Annotated in this window: 18 protein-coding genes; 10 read left to right on the top strand and 8 right to left on the bottom strand. The window is 59.9% G+C overall.

Annotation, left to right across the window (positions count from 1 at the left end):
• From AD665_RS11590 to AD665_RS11575, 4 genes are all read right to left on the bottom strand, one after another.
• Entirely contained in the window at positions 1 to 570 is a 570-nt protein-coding gene (locus tag AD665_RS11590) for a hypothetical protein (protein WP_024780761.1), read from the bottom strand.
• Entirely contained in the window at positions 567 to 1,826 is a 1,260-nt protein-coding gene (locus tag AD665_RS11585) for an AAA family ATPase (protein ID WP_024780762.1), read from the bottom strand. Before AD665_RS11585 ends, AD665_RS11590 begins: the two co-directional genes overlap by 4 nt.
• A gap of 117 nt (positions 1,827 to 1,943) precedes the next feature.
• On the bottom strand, positions 1,944 to 3,797 hold the full coding sequence (locus AD665_RS11580; RefSeq protein ID WP_024780763.1) for an Lnb N-terminal periplasmic domain-containing protein: 1,854 nt from the start codon (positions 3,795 to 3,797) through the stop codon (positions 1,944 to 1,946).
• Positions 3,798 to 3,886: 89 nt separating this feature from the next.
• The gene (locus AD665_RS11575) at positions 3,887 to 4,375 is read right to left on the bottom strand and encodes a DUF3015 domain-containing protein (RefSeq protein WP_024780764.1); all 489 of its coding nucleotides are present in this window, start codon (positions 4,373 to 4,375) and stop codon (positions 3,887 to 3,889) included.
• Between the two features lie 294 nt (positions 4,376 to 4,669).
• Between AD665_RS11575 and AD665_RS11570 the strand changes: the two genes are divergently transcribed.
• The 4 genes from AD665_RS11570 (at position 4,670) to bamJ (ending at position 9,186) form a co-directional block, all read left to right on the top strand.
• The gene (locus AD665_RS11570) at positions 4,670 to 7,108 is read left to right on the top strand and encodes a Lon protease family protein (RefSeq protein ID WP_024780765.1); all 2,439 of its coding nucleotides are present in this window, start codon (positions 4,670 to 4,672) and stop codon (positions 7,106 to 7,108) included.
• 312 nt (positions 7,109 to 7,420) lie between these two features.
• On the top strand, positions 7,421 to 7,762 hold the full coding sequence (locus tag AD665_RS11565; RefSeq protein ID WP_024780766.1) for a PA4575 family protein: 342 nt from the start codon (positions 7,421 to 7,423) through the stop codon (positions 7,760 to 7,762).
• Between the two features lie 122 nt (positions 7,763 to 7,884).
• Entirely contained in the window at positions 7,885 to 8,373 is a 489-nt protein-coding gene (locus AD665_RS11560) for a TIGR00645 family protein (RefSeq protein WP_003185611.1), read from the top strand.
• A 195-nt stretch (positions 8,374 to 8,568) separates the two neighbouring features.
• The gene (bamJ, locus tag AD665_RS11555) at positions 8,569 to 9,186 is read left to right on the top strand and encodes a BamJ family beta-barrel-assembly machinery protein (protein ID WP_024780767.1); all 618 of its coding nucleotides are present in this window, start codon (positions 8,569 to 8,571) and stop codon (positions 9,184 to 9,186) included.
• 117 nt (positions 9,187 to 9,303) lie between these two features.
• Here bamJ and AD665_RS11550 read toward each other — a convergent pair whose 3' ends face one another.
• The 3 genes from AD665_RS11550 to AD665_RS11540 form a co-directional block, all read right to left on the bottom strand.
• Positions 9,304 to 9,561: a PA4570 family protein gene (locus AD665_RS11550; protein ID WP_053192150.1), complete on the bottom strand. Its 258-nt coding sequence runs from the start codon at positions 9,559 to 9,561 to the stop codon at positions 9,304 to 9,306.
• Between the two features lie 203 nt (positions 9,562 to 9,764).
• Complete coding sequence (locus AD665_RS11545) at positions 9,765 to 10,106, bottom strand: zinc ribbon domain-containing protein YjdM (protein ID WP_024780769.1); 342 nt, start codon at positions 10,104 to 10,106, stop codon at positions 9,765 to 9,767.
• 123 nt (positions 10,107 to 10,229) lie between these two features.
• Entirely contained in the window at positions 10,230 to 11,198 is a 969-nt protein-coding gene (locus AD665_RS11540; protein ID WP_024780770.1) for a polyprenyl synthetase family protein, read from the bottom strand.
• Between the two features lie 239 nt (positions 11,199 to 11,437).
• Here AD665_RS11540 and rplU point away from each other — a divergent pair, with 239 nt between their 5' ends.
• The 5 genes from rplU to AD665_RS11515 all read left to right on the top strand — a co-directional run bounded on the left by rplU (position 11,438) and on the right by AD665_RS11515 (position 15,328).
• Positions 11,438 to 11,752 carry a 50S ribosomal protein L21 gene (gene rplU / locus AD665_RS11535; RefSeq protein ID WP_007950961.1) on the top strand — a complete coding sequence of 105 codons (315 nt, stop codon included), beginning with the start codon at positions 11,438 to 11,440 and terminating at the stop codon, positions 11,750 to 11,752.
• A gap of 35 nt (positions 11,753 to 11,787) precedes the next feature.
• Positions 11,788 to 12,045: a 50S ribosomal protein L27 gene (gene rpmA / locus AD665_RS11530; protein ID WP_003176049.1), complete on the top strand. Its 258-nt coding sequence runs from the start codon at positions 11,788 to 11,790 to the stop codon at positions 12,043 to 12,045.
• 190 nt (positions 12,046 to 12,235) lie between these two features.
• Positions 12,236 to 13,459 (top strand): Obg family GTPase CgtA, encoded by a 1,224-nt coding sequence (cgtA, locus tag AD665_RS11525; RefSeq protein WP_024780771.1) that lies wholly within the window; start codon positions 12,236 to 12,238, stop codon positions 13,457 to 13,459.
• Positions 13,460 to 13,735: 276 nt separating this feature from the next.
• On the top strand, positions 13,736 to 14,854 hold the full coding sequence (gene proB / locus AD665_RS11520; protein ID WP_024780772.1) for a glutamate 5-kinase: 1,119 nt from the start codon (positions 13,736 to 13,738) through the stop codon (positions 14,852 to 14,854).
• Positions 14,855 to 14,863: 9 nt separating this feature from the next.
• Complete coding sequence (locus AD665_RS11515) at positions 14,864 to 15,328, top strand: CreA family protein (protein ID WP_024780773.1); 465 nt, start codon at positions 14,864 to 14,866, stop codon at positions 15,326 to 15,328.
• 262 nt (positions 15,329 to 15,590) lie between these two features.
• Here the strand turns inward: AD665_RS11515 and rpsT are convergent, their stop codons facing one another.
• Positions 15,591 to 15,869: a 30S ribosomal protein S20 gene (gene rpsT / locus AD665_RS11510; RefSeq protein WP_020798646.1), complete on the bottom strand. Its 279-nt coding sequence runs from the start codon at positions 15,867 to 15,869 to the stop codon at positions 15,591 to 15,593.
• 254 nt (positions 15,870 to 16,123) lie between these two features.
• Between rpsT and murJ the strand changes: the two genes are divergently transcribed.
• Positions 16,124 to 17,662 (top strand): murein biosynthesis integral membrane protein MurJ, encoded by a 1,539-nt coding sequence (gene murJ / locus AD665_RS11505; RefSeq protein ID WP_053192148.1) that lies wholly within the window; start codon positions 16,124 to 16,126, stop codon positions 17,660 to 17,662.
• Positions 17,663 to 17,765: the final 103 nt, after the last annotated feature.

Genomic DNA, 17,765 nt, shown 5'->3' with positions numbered 1-17,765 from the left:
TCAGACGCCCGCTTTCTCAACGGCATCTGCGATCAGTGGCGCAACTTCACGCAACCCCTCGAGGGGCAGCTTCTTTCTTTTGTACATGCTGTACCAGCTTTGACGCCAACGAATAATTCGTTCGCCATCACGCAAGTTGAGCCGCTTGAGGGTGTATTCGGCCTTGGCGCGATACGCTGCGGGGATGGCATCTGTGGTGCACATCTGAAGCGACGGCAAGATAATTTCAAACCAGCCCGCACCGACTTCATGTGGGTCGAGCACTGTGTCATCAGCCGTTTTCTTGATGGAATTGAGCGTCCCGGATGCGAAGCGGTAATTGCTCCACTCATACGCCAGTTCCGGATGATGTTTGTAGCTCAGGTAATGGTCGACCGTTCCGCCGGTAGGGTCGAGCATGGCTGCATAGCCGCACAGGTTGGAGTAATGATCTGCCAGCTCCGTAGCGCATTTGTTCCAGAACGGTGAAGGACGAGCGGCTCCAGGATTGTCCTTGAGCCATTGATTTCCAGGTGTCCTGACATTCTTTTCGAAGTCATCAGGTTCATCGGGCTTGGCCACCGGGATCATTGATCAGCACCAGGGCCGAAGTGTCTTACGCCCTCGATCAGCCAGCGAGGCCAGAATTCATCATGGGCAGGAAGCAGCCTCTGCAGTGCCTTGTGAATGGATGCTCGGGTTCTAAGCCCTTCAGGCAGTTGCTTTTCTCCGCGCATGAATGCTTCGGCGGCCTCTATGGCTTTTTCTGCCTCCAGGGAGCGGGCCTGGTCCAGGCCAAAGGTGTCGGAGACCAGCCAACTGCTGGCGTCACCCTGTGCTGCCCAATGCCCTTGTGTCAACGAGACCTTGTGGTCCTGGATCGATAGCTGGATCTGATCGTCCTGTTCTTCGTCGAATACAGGTTCGAGGGACGCTGCGACAAGCGGCGAATGCGTAGCGATCAGCAACTGCGGCGGGGTGGTGCCGTGGTGCTTGCGCAACGTCTTGATCGCTTGCAGCAGGCTGGGCATGAGCGTGCGTTGCCACCTGGGGTGCAAGTGGGTTTCCGGTTCATCGAACAGGATGACAAACCGGCGCTCGGGTTTTTTGTCGAGTATCGCGGCGGCTGCCTGGTGTTCATACCAGGCCCATACGAGAAAGTAAGCCAGCCCCAATATGCGGCGTACCCCGGCAGATGCCAGCGCGACAGGAATGTTCTGATTGCCGATAGTGAGTGTCGGTCGTTCTCGGCCTTCACCCAGATAGACTCTTTTGGGCTCTCCGATGCAGAGTGGCTCAGCGGCAGGGGAGAGATCGCGCAGCGCATTTGCCAATGCTTCGAATTGGGGTTTTCGGCCGTTTTGCCAATTGACCCAGTCGCGCTCCAGGCCTTCACAAACCCTTTGCCCGTTGACGTCGAGACCATCCCATACGGCGTCGGCAGAAAAGTGATACGCGGCGGGTCGATCCTTATCGGTGCGCCAGTAATTGCGTGCCGGATCCCATACGGAGAAGCCGCCGTCGATCCTGACGTAAACCACAATGCCGGGCATGGTGGGTCGGCTTTGCTTCAAGGGCCAGGAACTGTCTTCCCGTTTATAGATAGATACAACGGGCTGCGCGACCCCCGATTTGCCTTTTACAACATATTCAATGGAGGACTTCCCCGGATTCACCGGCAAGGCTGGCGTATTGGCCCAGGTACGCGTCAGCGCCCACCAGGCCAGGTCCAGCAGAAAACTCTTTCCCAGTCCATTGTCACCAGTGATCAGATTGATTCGTGGCGCCCAATTGACTTCGAGCTCAGGAGCAGGCCCCACGTTTTTCATGTGCAGATAATCAAGCATCGCAGCATTCAATTCCGATTAAAGGTTTATCCGGGCCAATCTACTTGATTTTGGCTGACTTCGAAACGAGCCCGAAAGTTCGTCTTGCGGCGCTTGAGCTTGTCTCCAGTTCAGGTATCAATAGTGATACCACTTCACCTCAAGCATCACCTCGTTCTCCGGCGAGGCCAGGTGGCTGAACGCTCGCTGGGCACTCAGGCGCAGGCCGAGGTTGCGGGACAGCTCCCATTGTTGGTTCAGGCTCACACTTCGGCGCACCTCGCCGTTGAAGAAATAGTCCCCCTTGGCCTCCAGGCTCAGATTGCCCAGCGGATTTTTCCACAACACGCCGCTGTTGAACCCGGTGGCCGGGGCGATGAATTGGGCGAAGTCGTTGTTGTGCTCCACCCGTATCGTGCCCAGAGCAAATCCCAGCACGTCCTCGCCCAGCGCCCAGGTGCCGCCGGCACCGCCATTGACGTGGCTGACCAGGGTTTCATCGTCGTGCTTGCCTGGCACCCGTTCCAGGCCCCCCGTAACCTGCCAGGACAGCGGTTGCAGCAACTCGTTGCGCGGCGTCAGGGAGCGGATGGTCGCCAGGTCCAGTCGTTGCACTTGCCAGTCATCGCCTTCGTACTGGCGCAGTTTCAATTGCAGGATTTCAATTTGCGCCCCCAGCGGGAAGCTTTCGGCGTTGTCATTGAGGTCGTGATAAGCCATGCGCAAGCCGTACTCACCGAACGCCCGGTCTCCCCGCGTGCCAAGGCCGACCTGCCAGGTGCGCGATTCATGGCCGTTCTCGGGCAGGCCCGGTTGAGGAATATCGAGCTCCGGCGCAGGGTTCTGGTTGATCGCCCGCAACAGTTCGAAACTGCGCTGGGCGCGTTGCGGGTCGCGTTCCTGGCCGTTGGCGCGGTAACGCTCCAGGCGATAGGCCGCATCAACGATCAATGCCTGGCGCTCGCGGGGCAGTGCCTTGAATTCGGGAGCCTGGAGTTGCTTTTGGTCGGCGCTGACCTTCAGCACCCATTGTTGTTCATCATCGGTGAGCGGTTCGGCGCGGCTGAGCAGTTCCCGCTCGCGGGACGGTCGATAGTCGATGCTCTCCACCAACCCGGCTTCCTTCACGGCCTTGACGGTATCGGTGGGGATCGCCGTCAGCGGGAATTGTTCGGTCAGACGCAGGCTGGGACGGGCCACTTGCAGCAGTTCGAGCAGGCGATAGGAGCAGTTTTCGTCGAAGAAGAAATAGTCGAAGCGGATCTGCTTTAGTTCCCAGACATGCTCGACCATACGCTCGGTTTCCACCTGGCTCAGGTTGAGGCGGTATTCCCACAGGTCGCGGTTCTCCAGGCTTCGGTACTCGGACAGTTTTTCCTGGTAGGGCACCAGGGCGAACAGGCCGGGATAGCCGCCCATCAAGCCCTTCCAGGCGTAGATGATGCTGTTGTCCGAGCCTTCGATGTAGGCACCGAAATTGATTGCGTAGCTCAGCAGGGCGGTCCTGTCCCGTTGCACGTCGGCCTGGTCGATGCGCAACAGGGTATGGCCGAACATCGATGACGGGCTGTTCAGGTAGGCGGCCGGGAAAATCATCACCGCGCTGTGGGGCGAGACGTCCTTGAACCATTGCTTGAATTCGCTGCAATCGACCACCGGCAGATCGGTCAGGTTGAGTTGTGCCTTGAGCCAGCGCGTGCGCGCCGGGTACACGCATTGGGCATGTTGCTGGCCGGCGCTGGCGGGGCCGTAAAGGGCCTGCAGCGTGGCGATCAGTTCATGATCGGGATGTTCGTTGCCATCGGGTGCGAGGAAGAATTTCCTGTCGCTGACATAGCTGCGCCAGCCACCGAGCTTGGCGGTTTCGTAGTGGCCCAGGGAAATCCAGAAGCGGTCACTGGCCAATTGCTGCAAACGTTGTGGGTCGACATGAGGTGCGGCGGACAATGGGGCGCACACACAGAGCGCCAGCCAGGCAAGGCGTTTGAGCATAGTCGGCTACTTGGAAAGTCGAAAAATAAAGACCGCATGGGCCCCAAAAAAGAAAACCCGCTCCCCGAAGGGAGCGAGTGGGGTCGAGCTTAAGCTTGAGTGGCGTACTTGGCCAGACGAGGATCGTTTTTCAGTACGGCCAGGGTATTGGTATGCACGTCTTCTGCGGTCACGTCAGCCTTGCTGAAGATCTGCTGGAAGTGCTCGTGGGTGACAGCGGAGAAGTGGGCGCGATCTTCCGGCGCCACACCCAGTACCACGGCATAGGTGGTCAGCGCTTCGCCCTGACCCTTGGCCATGTCTTCGGACAGCTCGTTCATCATTCCATTCATGGCCAGCCAGGACTTGCCACCATAGGTCAGTGCTGCGTTGGTCGAGCAGCCGTTGGTGCCGGAGGTCATGCCGAAGGTGGCGTTGCCGGAGGTGCCGTTGGTGGTGGAAGCGAGGAAGTGAGCCGGGGTGCCACGCTGACCTTCGAACAGCATGTTGCCCCAACCGCAATCCGGGCCGCCCGGCGCCTGAGCCATGGCGTTGAGGGATACAGCGGTGAAGAGAGTACCGAGAAGAATCCGTTTCATAGCTATGTTCTCTTTATGTGCATACCAATGGACAGGGTCTGGCGCTTTCGTGGCCTCAACCACTCGTGCCAGTGGGCCGGTTATTGTTCCAGCCGCGCAGTTTGGAGTTTAGGCACGATCCGAGGGTTCCGTGACATTTTGCAAAAACTATCCACCACGTCATGACCTTACGGCTCTCGGCTCCGGCTCCACCTCGGCCGGTTGACTATGCTTTGACCTGAGGCGCTCCTTGCCAGTCAGGTACGGGCGGCGCCAGAATGCCGTTATCTGCCCCGCCTGATGTAAGGAAGCCCGATGCCTGATCCTGTTGCTGCCAGCTTGCGTCTAGCGCCCGATGCGCTGACCCGTCCGTTTTCCGCTGAACAGTTCAGCTTCTCTACCACCAATGATCTGGAGCCCTTCCGCGGTGTGCTTGGCCAGGAGCGTGCGGTCGAAGCATTGCAGTTCGGCGTGGCCATGCCGCGCCCCGGTTACAACGTATTTGTCATGGGCGAGCCCGGCACCGGCCGGTTCTCATTCGTAAAACGCTATCTCAAGGCCGAAGGCAAGCGCATGCAGACCCCGGCGGACTGGGTCTACGTCAACAACTTCGATGAGCCTCGCGAACCCCGGGCCCTGGAACTGCCGTCGGGTACTGCCGGTGCGTTCATCAGCGATATCAATGGCCTGATCGACAACCTGCTGTCGACATTTCCGGCGGTATTCGAGCACCCGTCCTACCAGCAGAAGAAAAGCGCTATCGACCGGGCATTCAACCAGCGCTACGACCGCGCCCTGGATGTCATCGAGCGCCTGGCCCTGGAGAAGGATGTCGCGCTATATCGCGACAGCAGCAATATCGCCTTCACGCCGATGAGCGAAGGCAAGGCCCTCGATGAAGCGGAATTCGCCCAGTTGCCGGAATCCGAACGCGAGCGTTTCCATGACGACATCTCCGGCCTGGAAGAGCGCCTGAACGAAGAACTCGCCAGCCTGCCGCAGTGGAAGCGGGAGTCCAGCAACCAACTGCGCCAGCTCAACGAAGAAACCATCACACTGGCCTTGCAGCCGCTGTTGGCGCCGTTGTCGGAAAAGTATGCGGAGAACGCAGCGGTCTGCGGTTACCTGCAGGCGATGCAGGTCAATCTGCTGCGGACGGTGGTCGAGCAACTGGTGGACGACAGCAAGACCGACGCCATCGCCCGCAAAATGCTGGAAGAGCAATATGCGCCGAGCCTGGTGGTGGGGCATCCGGCGAGCGGCGGCGCACCGGTGGTGTTCGAACCGCACCCGACCTACGACAACCTGTTCGGGCGCATCGAGTACAGCACTGACCAGGGTGCGCTCTACACCACGTATCGGCAGCTGCGTCCCGGTGCCTTGCATCGGGCCAACGGTGGCTTCCTGATCCTCGAAGCGGAAAAAATGCTCGGCGAGCCGTTCGTGTGGGACGCACTCAAGCGTGCTCTGCAATCGCGCAAGCTGAAGATGGAGTCACCTCTGGGCGAACTGGGCCGCCTGGCCACAGTGACCCTGACACCGCAGCACATCCCTTTGCAGGTCAAGGTCGTGATCATCGGCGCCCGCCAGCTCTATTACGCCTTGCAGGACCTGGATTCGGACTTCCAGGAGATGTTCCGCGTGCTGGTGGACTTCGACGAAGACATCCCGATGGGCGACGAGAGCCTGGAGCAGTTCGCCCAGTTGCTCAAGACCCGCACCTCGGAGGAGGGTATGGCGCCGCTGACCGCCGATGCGGTGGCGCGCCTGGCAACCTACAGTGCGCGCCTGGCTGAACACCAGGGACGCTTGTCGGCCCGTATCGGCGATCTGTTCCAACTGGTCAGCGAGGCGGATTTCATCCGTCAACTGGCCGGTGACGAGATGACCGACGCCGGCCACATCGAGCGCGCCCTCAAGGCCAAGGCTACCCGCACCGGGCGCGTTTCGGCTCGGATCCTCGACGACATGCTGGCGGGGATCATCCTGATCGACACCGATGGCGCGGCCGTGGGCAAATGCAATGGGTTGACGGTGCTGGAGGTAGGCGACTCGGCGTTCGGTGTACCGGCGCGGATTTCCGCCACGGTGTATCCGGGCGGTAGCGGTATCGTCGACATCGAGCGTGAGGTCAACCTCGGCCAGCCGATTCACTCCAAGGGCGTGATGATCCTGACCGGTTACCTGGGCAGCCGCTACGCCCAGGAGTTCCCGCTGGCGATCTCGGCCAGTATTGCCCTGGAGCAGTCCTACGGTTATGTCGACGGCGACAGCGCCTCCCTGGGTGAGGCCTGCACGCTGATTTCGGCGTTGTCGAAGACACCGTTGAAGCAGTGCTTCGCCATCACCGGCTCCATCAACCAGTTCGGTGAAGTGCAGGCGGTGGGTGGGGTCAACGAGAAGATCGAAGGCTTCTTCCGTCTCTGTGAAGCCCGTGGGCTGACCGGCGAGCAGGGGGCAATCATTCCCCAGGCCAACGTCGCTACCCTGATGCTCGATGAGAAGGTGCTGGCTGCCGTCCGGGCGGGGCAGTTCCACGTCTATGCCGTGCGCCAGGCCGACGAGGCCTTGAGCCTGCTGGTGGGTGAACCCGCCGGTGAGCCGGATGAGAATGGCGAGTTCCCGGAGGGCAGCGTCAACGCCCGCGTGGTGGAACGGCTGAGGGTGATTGCCGAGATGATCAGCGAGGACGACATCAAGGAGGCGGAGAAGGAACTGGCGCAAGCAGCCTTGGCGGAGGCCAAGCCGGCTTGATTCTCATCGAATAGGCGATCCATGTGGGAGCGGGCTTGCTCGCGAAGGCGGTATGTCAGTCACGGTCATGTCGACTGGTATTCCGTCTTCGCGAGCAAGCCCGCTCCCACAATAGCTTTTACGGTCATTTCTTGTGAAAAATGCCACGCTCTTGGCGTCAATATTCACACTATGACCATTCGGCGCATTCTGGTCTCGCTTGGCTTGCAAGCGGAACTTTTCTTCTATCCTCAGTTCAAGGATAACGAGAGTCATCATTGGATCGAAACAGCCTCCCCGGGGCTGAATACCGTATCACTGAGGGGCGCCGCCATGTCGCGCAACCTTTGCCTCACCCGTCAATGCCTGGGTCTTGTCACTCGTATCGAATGCGCCATCCGTCCGTTGGCGGGGGATACCGGCATGTGGACCCTGCTTTTCGCCGCCGGAATGGCTGGCGAACAACCTTCCGCCCTCAAGGCCCAGGGACCGTTTCCTGGCCCGAACGCCGCCGAATCGATCCTCGACACCATTGTCCAGGCGTTGACCTTGCATGGTTATGAGCTGGCCAACGATCCGCAGATCTGGTGCCTGCACATGCAGGCCCAACTACGTGAGATCAATGGCGGTCGTTGCCGCAATGCTGGCGGCTTCGAGTTCCATCCGCCCCATTGAGGACCGGATTCCGGCATCTACAACCTGACACCAGCGGCAGCGGCCAGGGATGGCCCTGCGTTTGTGGGGCTCGTCGTGGCTGATATACTCGCCGCCATTTTTTGCCCCTGGTGTGAGATTCAATGGAACGCTTTATCGAAAATGCAATGTACGCCTCCCGTTGGCTGCTGGCGCCGATCTACTTCGGGCTGTCCCTGGGCCTGCTGGCCCTGGCGTTGAAATTCTTCCAGGAAGTCTTTCACGTCATCCCCAACGTATTTTCCATGGCCGAGTCCGATCTGATCCTGGTGCTGCTGTCGCTGATCGACATGGCGCTGGTGGGTGGCCTGCTGGTGATGGTGATGATTTCCGGCTACGAGAACTTCGTTTCGCAACTGGACATCGATTCAGACAAGGAAAAGCTCAACTGGCTGGGCACCATGGACTCTTCATCGCTGAAGATGAAAGTCGCCGCCTCCATCGTGGCCATTTCCTCCATTCACCTGCTGCGCATTTTCATGGACGCCAAGAATGTCGATCCCGAACACCTGAAGTGGTACGTGATCATCCACATGACCTTCGTGGTGTCGGCGTTCGCCATGGGCTATCTGGACAAGCTGACCAAGCACTGAAACCCCATTGGCGCAGCGCCCGCCTGTCGAGAAGCAGGCGGGCGTTGTCGTTTCCGGCGAGGCACTTTGATGTGGGCGCTCGTCATCCGTCATGGCATCTGTGCTAGTCTGCTCGCCCTTTTGGTTCCGGGCGCTCCGGGAGGCGCTGTGTCACTCACGGCCATTCCCGAGCCGTCCGCACAGCGGAGCAGCAGCATGTCCGAAGTAAACCTGTCCACCGACGAAACCCGCGTCAGCTATGGCATTGGTCGTCAGCTGGGCGACCAATTGCGCGACAACCCGCCACCGGGCGTCAGCCTGGATGCGATCCTGGCCGGCCTGACCGACGCCTTCGCCGGCAAGCCAAGCCGTGTGGGCCAGGAAGAAATGTCCGCCAGCTTCAAGGTCATCCGCGAAATCATGCAGGCCGAAGCCGCCGCTAAAGCCGAAGCCGCTGCTGGCGAAGGTCGTGCGTTCCTGGCTGAAAATGCCAAGCGCGACGGCATCACCACCCTGGCTTCGGGCTTGCAATTTGAAGTGCTGACCCAGGGTGAAGGCGCCAAGCCGACCCGTGAAGACCAGGTGCGTACCCACTACCACGGCACCCTGATCGACGGCACCGTGTTCGACAGCTCCTACGATCGTGGCCAGCCAGCCGAATTCCCGGTAGGCGGCGTGATCCCAGGCTGGACCGAAGCGCTGCAACTGATGAATGCCGGCAGCAAATGGCGCCTGTACGTGCCGAGCGAACTGGCTTACGGCGCCCAGGGCGTTGGCAGCATCCCGCCGCACAGCGTTCTGGTGTTCGACGTCGAGCTGTTGGACGTTCTGTAAGGCAATAGCAGGCCTTTGTGGGAGCGGGTTTGCTCGCGATGGCGGTCAGTCAGTCGAGTTAATGTTGACTGACACGCCGTCATCGCGAGCGGGCTCGCTCCCACAGGGCTTGTGTGCTCATCCGTGAAACTTGCCATTGAAATCACTTGTCGGGCGCAATGCCCGGGCATAGCAGAACAGGAACAGGTTTCGCACCAGCTCCTTGAGCACCAGCGGTTCGCTGGAGTTCAGGCTGTTGATGTCCAGGTCTCCATGGTCCTGTAGTTCGCTCAAGGCTTCTTCTTCAAGCACCGCACAGACTTCCCCGGTTTCCCGATGCAGGATCCTGAGGTAAGGATGTGGGCGGTCCAGCCAGGCATCGATCAAATAAGTCATGGTTCTCATCTCCTTGAAGGGTTTAATGAGAATAATTCTTATTATCGAAATAGCAAGGCTCTATTTGTATTCCGGTTTGTTTTCTGGCGATGGGTTGTCGCAGCTCGCGGCGGCTGGCGTTTGGCTGGCATGTGCAAAACCGGGCTGAAGCGGGGAGGGCGCGGCACCATCCCACGCAAGGCGCGGGATGGGATGCAGAAGGCTCAGACCTTTCTGACGAACTCGGATTTGAGTTTCATCGGGCCGATGCCATCGATCTTGCAGTCAATGTCATGATCGCCGTCGCACAGGCGGATGTTCTTGACCTTGGTGCCCACCTTGACCACCAGCGACGTGCCCTTGACCTTGAGGTCCTTGATCACGGTAATGGTGTCGCCGTCCTGCAGGACGTTGCCGACCGAGTCTTTCTTCACGGTGTCATCGGACGCCGCTTCGACTTCGCCGGTGGCAGACCATTCGTGGGCACACTCCGGGCAGACCAGTTGGGTACCGTCTTCGTAAGTGTATTCGGAATTGCATTTCGGGCAGGGTGGCAACGTGCTCACTAAGGTTCCTTGGTATCAGGAGGGCAAAAGGGCGCACATTATATAGGGTTTTTTGCGAGGAGGGTGGTGCTGCGAAGGCATTGTGGCGAGGGGATAAATCCCCTCGCCACAGAGGCCCCTGGATCAGTGGGTACGGGCGACCGCAAACTCGCTCAATTCCACCAGGGCATCGCGGTACTCGCTGGCCGGCAGGGCATTGAGGCATTTGATTGCGCGGGCGACATAGTCCCGGGCCAGTTTCGCGGTGTAGTCCAGCGAGCCGGAGGCTTCGACCGCTGCGCGAATGCTTTCCAGGTCTTCGATGCCGCCTTTCTGGATGGCCTGGCGTACCAGGGCCGCCTGTTCTGGCGACCCTTCGCGCATGGTGTAGATCAGCGGCAGGGTCGGCTTGCCCTCGGCGAGGTCGTCACCGACGTTCTTGCCCAGGGTTTCGGCGTCGCCCTTGTAGTCCAACAGGTCGTCCACCAACTGGAAGGCCACGCCCAGGTGGTCGCCGAAGGTGCGCAGCGCTTCGCTCTGCTCGGCGGTCGCGCCGGCCAGCGCGGCGGCGCTGTGGGTCGAGGCTTCGAAGAGCATCGCGGTCTTGCCGCGGATGACCTCCATGTAGGTTTCCTCGGTGGTGCTGGCGTCACGCACCTTGGACAACTGCAGTACTTCGCCTTCAGCGATGATGCGAGTGGCCTGGGACAGGATCTTCATCACCGGCATCGAGCCCAGTTCGACCATCATTTCGAACGAGCGCGAGTACAGGAAATCGCCCACCAATACACTTGGGGCGTTGCCCCACATGGCATTGGCGGTCGAGCGGCCACGGCGCATGCCGGACATGTCGACCACGTCGTCATGCAGCAAGGTGGCGGTATGCAGGAATTCGATGGTGGCAGCCAGCAGGCGCAGGTCGTCGCCTTCGCGACCCAGGGCCTTGCCACACAGGAGCACCAATAAAGGACGCAGGCGCTTGCCGCCAGCCGAGGTGATGTAGTCGCCGATTTTCGACACCAGCGGCACTCGGGAAGTCAGCTGCTTCTTGATGATGCCGTCGACGGCACTAAAATCGTCCGCCACTGCGCGGTAGAAAGCTTGGGGTTGCATCAGCGACAGGCGCTCCAGAAGGGTTGCGCGGCATGCTAGGACCCACGTCCGGGGCTGTCAAGGCACGATGGACGGCTACTTGCATCGCCAGGACAGCTTGCGTACAATCGCGCACCCTGAACTTCCTGGGCAGCACCTGCCTTACGCAATTGCATCCGGGCCTTCCAGCCCATGCAGCCATGCCAGCCAATACCTCTTCTTCTAAAGCGCTGGGTGAGCAGGATTATCGGAGAAATACCATGTCTTATGCAGTAATCGTTACTGGTGGCAAGCAATACAAGGTCGCCCCAGGTGAATACCTGAAGATCGAAAAACTGGAAGTCGCTACCGGCGAATCCGTGACTTTTGATCGCGTTCTGTTGGTCGCCAATGGCGATGACGTGAATATCGGTGCTCCAGTTGTTGCTGGCGCGACCGTTGTGGCTGAAGTGATCTCCCAAGGTCGTCACGATAAAGTCCGCATCATCAAGTTCCGTCGTCGTAAGCACCACATGAAGCGTATGGGCCACCGCCAGTGGTACACCGAGATCAAAATCACCGGTATTCAGGCTTAATTTCAGCCTAATTCCTCACTAGGAGAATTGAACTCATGGCACACAAAAAAGCTGGTGGTAGTACCCGTAACGGTCGCGACTCAGAAGCCAAACGCCTTGGCGTGAAGATGTATGGCGGCCAGAAAATCATTCCGGGCAACATCATCGTGCGTCAGCGCGGCACCCAATTCCACGCCGGTTACGGTGTAGGCATGGGTAAGGATCACACCCTCTTCGCTAAAATCGAAGGCGTGATCAAGTTCGAAGTAAAGGGCGCGTTCAACCGCCGTTACGTGAGCGTTGTCGCGGCTTAATCGCGAGAATGCTGGAGAAGCCCTGTCTTGCGACGGGGCTTTTTCGTTTGTGGGGTGAGTCTCTTGCAAAGCTGTTTGTATGGGCTGCCGGCGCTGCTATCGGGCGCTTGATCTGGTCGCTGCGTTCATTTTTGCAAGAGTCTTATGTCTTGTTTTTTTCGACTCGTCCGTATGGCGAGAGGCGTGTGTCATGAAGTTTGTTGATGAAGTATCGATTCGAGTAAAGGCCGGCGACGGCGGCAATGGTTGCATGAGTTTCCGTCGGGAAAAGTTCATTGAAAACGGTGGTCCGAACGGTGGTGACGGCGGCGACGGCGGCTCGATCTTCATGCTCGCTGATGAGAACCTCAATACCCTGGTGGACTACCGATACACCCGGCACTTCGATGCCGAGCGTGGCTCCAACGGTGGCAGCACCGACTGCACCGGTAAGAAGGGTGAGGACCTGGTCCTGCGCGTTCCGGTCGGTACCACGGTGATCGACTCCGCGACTCAGGAAGTCATTGGCGACCTGACCAAGCCGGGCCAGCGTCTGCTGGTGGCTCATGGTGGTTGGCATGGCCTGGGCAACACCCGCTTCAAGTCCAGTACCAACCGTGCGCCGCGCCAGACTACGCCAGGCAAGCCGGGCGAGCAGCGCGACCTGAAGTTGGAAATGAAGGTGCTGGCCGACGTGGGCCTGCTGGGCTTGCCGAACGCCGGTAAAAGTACCTTCATTCGCTCGGTGTCGGCCGCCAAGCCGAAAGTGGCGGACTACCCGTTCACCACGCTGGTGCCGAACCTGGGCGTGGTCAGTGTCGATCGCTGGAAAAGCTTCGTAGTCGCGGACATCCCGGGGCTGATCGAGGGCGCTTCCGATGGCGCCGGCCTGGGGATTCGCTTCCTCAAGCACTTGTCCCGCACCCGCCTGCTGCTGCATCTCGTGGACATGGCGCCGCTGGATGAAAGCAATGCTGCCGATGCCGCCGAAGTCATTGTCAGCGAGCTGACCAAGTTCAGCCCGGCCCTGGCCGAGCGTGATCGCTGGCTGGTATTGAACAAGTGTGACCAGATCCTCGAAGAAGAGCACGAGGAGCGGGTCAAGGAAATCGTCGACCGCCTGGAGTGGGAAGGTCCGGTCTACGTGATCTCCGCCATTGCCAAAGAAGGCACCGAGCGCCTGTGTCACGACATCATGCGCTACCTGGAAGATCGCGCCGATCGCCTGGCCAATGACCCGGTCTACAAGGAAGAGCTGGCCGAACTCGATCAGCGCATCGAAGATGAAGCCCGTGCGCAGTTGCAGGCGCTGGATGACCAGCGTGCCCTGCGTCGCAGTGGTGTGAAGTCGGTCCATGACATCGGCGAGGATGACTGGGATGAAGAAGATGTGGATGACGAAGATGGTCCGGAGATCATCTACGTTCGCGACTGATCCTGAAATGTTCGTCCGTTAAGCTGCAAAACCTGTGGGAGCGAGCCTGCTCGCGAATACGTTATATCAGCCAATGTCCATGTCGCTGATCCAGCGCTTTCGCGAGCGGGCTCGCTCCCACAGGTTTAAGTGGCTCGGCGCGGTGTTATCATCGCAGCCAGCCGGTTTCCAGGGCGCCGCTCATTCGAGCGGCGTTTTGGTGTCTGCAAAACGCAAATACGAATAATCCCATGGGCGGCGCTGGGTCGCGCCGTTCGCTGGCAAAGGTTGAAGATGATGCGGAGCAAGGTGACGGGTGCGCGGCGCTGGGTCGTAAAGATCGGCAGTGCACTGCTGACGGCGGATGGCAAGGGCCTGGATCGCAAGGCGATGGCGGTGTGGGTCGAGCAGATGGTGGCCTTGCATGAGGCTGGCGTCGAGCTGGTGCTGGTCTCTTCGGGGGCGGTGGCGGCCGGTATGAGCCGCCTGGGCTGGACGTCGCGACCCAGCGCGATGCATGAGTTGCAGGCAGCCGCCGCCATTGGTCAGATGGGTCTCGTGCAGGCTTGGGAATCCAGCTTCGCCGAGCATGGTCGTCATACGGCGCAGATTCTCCTGACTCACGATGACCTCTCCGACCGCAAGCGTTACCTCAATGCTCGCAGTACCTTGCGCGCGCTGGTAGAGCTGAAAGTCATCCCGGTGATCAACGAGAACGATACCGTGGTCACCGATGAGATCCGTTTCGGCGACAACGACACCTTGGCCGCGCTGGTGGCGAACCTGGTGGAGGCCGATCTGCTGGTGATTCTCACTGACCGCGACGGCATGTTCGACGCCGATCCGCGCACCAATCCCGACGCCAAGCTGATCTACGAAGCCCGTGCCGATGATTCGGCCCTGGACGCGGTCGCGGGCGGCACCGGTGGCGCGCTGGGGCGTGGCGGCATGCAAACCAAGCTGCGTGCCGCACGCCTGGCGGCGCGCTCCGGTGCTCACACCATCATCATCGGTGGTCGGCTGGAGCGGGTGTTGGATCGCCTGAAAGCGGGCGAGCACATCGGTACGTTGCTCTCGCCTGAGCGCGGCATGTTGGCGGCGCGCAAGCAATGGCTGGCCGGCCATCTGCAAACCCGCGGCACGTTGGTGCTGGATGCGGGGGCCGTGACGGCGCTGTCCCAGGGCAACAAAAGTCTGCTGCCGGTGGGTGTGAAACTGGTCCAGGGCAGCTTCCGGCGTGGCGAGATGGTGGTGTGCGTGGCGCCGGATGGGCGCGAGATCGCCCGTGGCCTGGCGAACTACAGTGCGCTGGAGGCGCAGAAAATCATTGGGCAATCGTCTGACGCGATTGTTGGTCTGCTGGGTTACATGGCTGAGCCTGAGCTGGTTCACCGCGACAACCTGATTCTTGTCTAAGGAAATTACATGGGTTTGGCAAAAGGATTGATCGGCCTGCTGTTGACGATGCCGTTGCTGGCTTCGGCCGAGGAGATTGGTCAGGTGTCGACGGTGTTCAAGTTTGTTGGACCGAACGACCGGATCGTGGTCGAGGCGTTCGACGATCCCAAAGTGGATGGCGTGACTTGTTATCTGTCCCGGGCCAAGACTGGTGGCGTGAAGGGCGGCCTGGGGCTGGCCGAGGATCGCGCAGAGGCGTCCATCGCCTGTCGCCAGGTAGGGCCGATCAGCTTCAAGGGTGAGCTCAAGGACGGCGAGGAGGTGTTTCGTGAGCGCACCTCGCTGGTGTTCAAGACCATGCAGGTGGTGCGGTTCCTCGACAAGAAGCGCAACACGCTGGTGTACCTGGTCTACAGCGATCGCGTGATCGAGGGCAGTCCGCAGAATGCGGTGACGGCGATTCCAATCCTGCCGTGGGCGCACGCGCAATAATCGATACGCAGCCCCTGTGGGGGCAAAGCTTCTGTGGGGAGCGGATCTCTGTGGGAGCAAGGCTTGCCCGCGATGCAGGCGCCTCGGTTTGTCTGAATGCTGGGGCGATGCCGTTGCGGGCAAGCCTTGCTCCCACAGAAGCCTTGCTCTCACAGAGATCCGCTCCCCACAGAGGTCTGCCTCTACATAATTTTGTGTGGTGTGAAAAATCCCAGGCAATAAAAAACCGACCCGGAGGTCGGTTTTTTAACGAGCGCGTCGCTTAGGCAGCAGCGGCAACGTTCAGGGCCTTTACGTGGCCATTCAGGCGGCTCTTATGACGAGCAGCCTTGTTCTTGTGGATGATGCCTTTATCGGCCATACGGTCGATAACAGGCACAGCCAGAACGTAGGCAGCTTGAGCTTTTTCAGCGTCTTTTGCGTCGATGGCCTTAACTACGTTTTTGATGTAGGTACGAACCATGGAACGCAGGCTGGCGTTGTGGCTGCGACGCTTCTCAGCCTGTTTTGCACGTTTTTTGGCGGAAGGTGAGTTGGCCACCGTCGAGCTCCTCGAAAGACTTTTTGGGAAATAGCAAACAAAATAGGCCGCGAATCATGCCGATGAGTTGAGGTCTTGTCAAGGGCGGGTGACGCGTTCCGCTGAATGGCAGGTACAACGCACCGGGTGATTTCTTTCCGGCGTGTGACCTGTAAACTCGCGGGCTTTGGCGCTGTGCTGTTTAGCGGCGCGGAGTATCGCACAAGTGGGCGCGTTGTTCGCCTGCTGTTTATCGACAGGCTGAAACTCTTTTCATGAATCTGCTCAAATCGTTGGCTGCCGTCAGCTCTATCACGATGCTTTCCCGCGTCCTGGGGTTCGTTCGCGACACGCTCATCGCACGAATATTCGGTGCCGGAATGGCCACCGACGCCTTCTTCATCGCCTTCAAACTGCCCAATCTGTTGCGCCGGATCTTCGCCGAAGGGGCGTTTTCCCAGGCCTTCGTACCAATCCTGGCGGAATATAAAAGCCAGAAGGGCGACGAGGCGACCCGTACCTTCATTGCCTATGTCACCGGTCTGCTGACGCTGGTGCTCGCGCTCGTCACGACGGCCGGCATGCTCGCCGCGCCCTGGGTGATCTGGGCCACGGCGCCGGGCTTTACCGACACTCCGGAAAAATACCAGCTCACTACCGATCTCTTGCGGGTGACCTTTCCTTATATATTGCTGATTTCCCTGTCGTCCCTGGCCGGAGCGATCCTCAATACCTGGAACCGCTTTTCGGTACCGGCCTTCGTGCCGACGTTGCTCAACGTCAGCATGATCGTGTTTGCGGTGTTCCTGACGCCGTATTTCAACCCTCCGGTGATGGCCCTCGGCTGGGCAGTACTGGTGGGCGGCCTGGCGCAGCTGCTGTACCAACTGCCCTACCTGAAGAAGATTGGCATGCTGGTACTGCCGCGCCTGAACCTGCGCGACAGCGGCGTCTGGCGGGTGCTCAAGCAGATGCTGCCGGCAATTCTCGGGGTGTCGGTGAGCCAGATTTCCCTGATCATCAACACCATTTTCGCCTCGTTCCTGGTGGCCGGCTCGGTGTCGTGGATGTACTACGCCGACCGCCTGATGGAGCTGCCGTCCGGCGTGCTGGGCGTGGCGCTGGGTACGATCCTGTTGCCGACCCTGGCCAAGACCTATGCCAGCCGGGACCGCCAGGAGTACTCGCGCATTCTCGACTGGGGCCTGCGCCTGTGCTTCGTGCTGGTGCTGCCATGTGCGGTGGCCCTGGGGATCCTGGCCGAACCCCTGACCGTCTCGCTGTTCCAGTATGGCCAGTTCAAGGCGTTCGATGCCCTGATGACCCAGCGGGCCCTGATTGCCTACTCGGTGGGGTTGCTGGGGATTATCCTGATCAAGGTGCTGGCGCCAGGGTTCTACGCCCAGCAGAACATCCGCACGCCGGTGAAGATCGCCATTTTCACCCTGGTGATGACGCAATTGTTCAACCTCTTGCTGATCGGTCCCTTGGCTCACGCCGGCCTGGCCCTGGCGATCAGTATTGGCGCCTGCCTCAACGCCGGGCTGCTGTTCTACCAGCTGCGCAAGCAGAAGATGTATCAAGCGCAGCCAGGATGGGGCGCGTTCGGCCTCAAGCTGCTGGTGGCCGTGGTAGTGATGGCGGCGGTGTTGCTGGGGGCGATGCACTTCATGCCGGCCTGGGGCGAAGGGCAGATGCTCGAGCGTTTCCTGCGCCTCGGCGTGTTGGTCGTCGCGGGCGTGGTGGTCTATTTCGGCATGTTGCTGCTGATGGGGTTCCGTCTGCGTGACTTCAATCGCAAGGCCTTGCGCTGAGGGATTGCCCTCGACGGGGGCGGGTCGGGCAGTGGTTTTGTCGGTTCGATCACTTTGGGTTACGGTGTTGCCTGTCGTTGGCCGCCGGGTGTGGTTATAATCG

It is taken from the genome of Pseudomonas corrugata, from assembly GCF_001269905.1.
Lineage (GTDB): Bacteria > Pseudomonadota > Gammaproteobacteria > Pseudomonadales > Pseudomonadaceae > Aquipseudomonas > Aquipseudomonas corrugata.
The sequence above is the reverse complement of the archived record's forward strand: the minus strand, read 5'-3'. Positions and strand labels throughout refer to the sequence as shown.

Bases quoted from the DNA above. Each gene is read 5' to 3' on its own strand.
- AD665_RS11540 (WP_024780770.1), bottom strand. From the start codon at position 11,198: ATGCAACCCCAAGCTTTCTACCGCGCAGTGGCGGACGATTTTAGTGCC.
- AD665_RS11570 (WP_024780765.1), top strand. From the start codon at position 4,670: ATGCCTGATCCTGTTGCTGCCAGCTTGCGTCTAGCGCCCGATGCGCTG.
- AD665_RS11565 (WP_024780766.1), top strand. From the start codon at position 7,421: ATGTCGCGCAACCTTTGCCTCACCCGTCAATGCCTGGGTCTTGTCACT.
- AD665_RS11580 (WP_024780763.1), bottom strand. From the start codon at position 3,797: ATGCTCAAACGCCTTGCCTGGCTGGCGCTCTGTGTGTGCGCCCCATTG.
- rpmA (WP_003176049.1), top strand. From the start codon at position 11,788: ATGGCACACAAAAAAGCTGGTGGTAGTACCCGTAACGGTCGCGACTCA.
- bamJ (WP_024780767.1), top strand. From the start codon at position 8,569: ATGTCCGAAGTAAACCTGTCCACCGACGAAACCCGCGTCAGCTATGGC.
- murJ (WP_053192148.1), top strand. From the start codon at position 16,124: ATGAATCTGCTCAAATCGTTGGCTGCCGTCAGCTCTATCACGATGCTT.
- AD665_RS11515 (WP_024780773.1), top strand. From the start codon at position 14,864: ATGGGTTTGGCAAAAGGATTGATCGGCCTGCTGTTGACGATGCCGTTG.
- AD665_RS11550 (WP_053192150.1), bottom strand. From the start codon at position 9,561: ATGACTTATTTGATCGATGCCTGGCTGGACCGCCCACATCCTTACCTC.
- AD665_RS11560 (WP_003185611.1), top strand. From the start codon at position 7,885: ATGGAACGCTTTATCGAAAATGCAATGTACGCCTCCCGTTGGCTGCTG.
- AD665_RS11575 (WP_024780764.1), bottom strand. From the start codon at position 4,375: ATGAAACGGATTCTTCTCGGTACTCTCTTCACCGCTGTATCCCTCAAC.
- proB (WP_024780772.1), top strand. From the start codon at position 13,736: ATGCGGAGCAAGGTGACGGGTGCGCGGCGCTGGGTCGTAAAGATCGGC.
- AD665_RS11590 (WP_024780761.1), bottom strand. From the start codon at position 570: ATGATCCCGGTGGCCAAGCCCGATGAACCTGATGACTTCGAAAAGAAT.
- rplU (WP_007950961.1), top strand. From the start codon at position 11,438: ATGTCTTATGCAGTAATCGTTACTGGTGGCAAGCAATACAAGGTCGCC.
- cgtA (WP_024780771.1), top strand. From the start codon at position 12,236: ATGAAGTTTGTTGATGAAGTATCGATTCGAGTAAAGGCCGGCGACGGC.
- AD665_RS11585 (WP_024780762.1), bottom strand. From the start codon at position 1,826: ATGCTTGATTATCTGCACATGAAAAACGTGGGGCCTGCTCCTGAGCTC.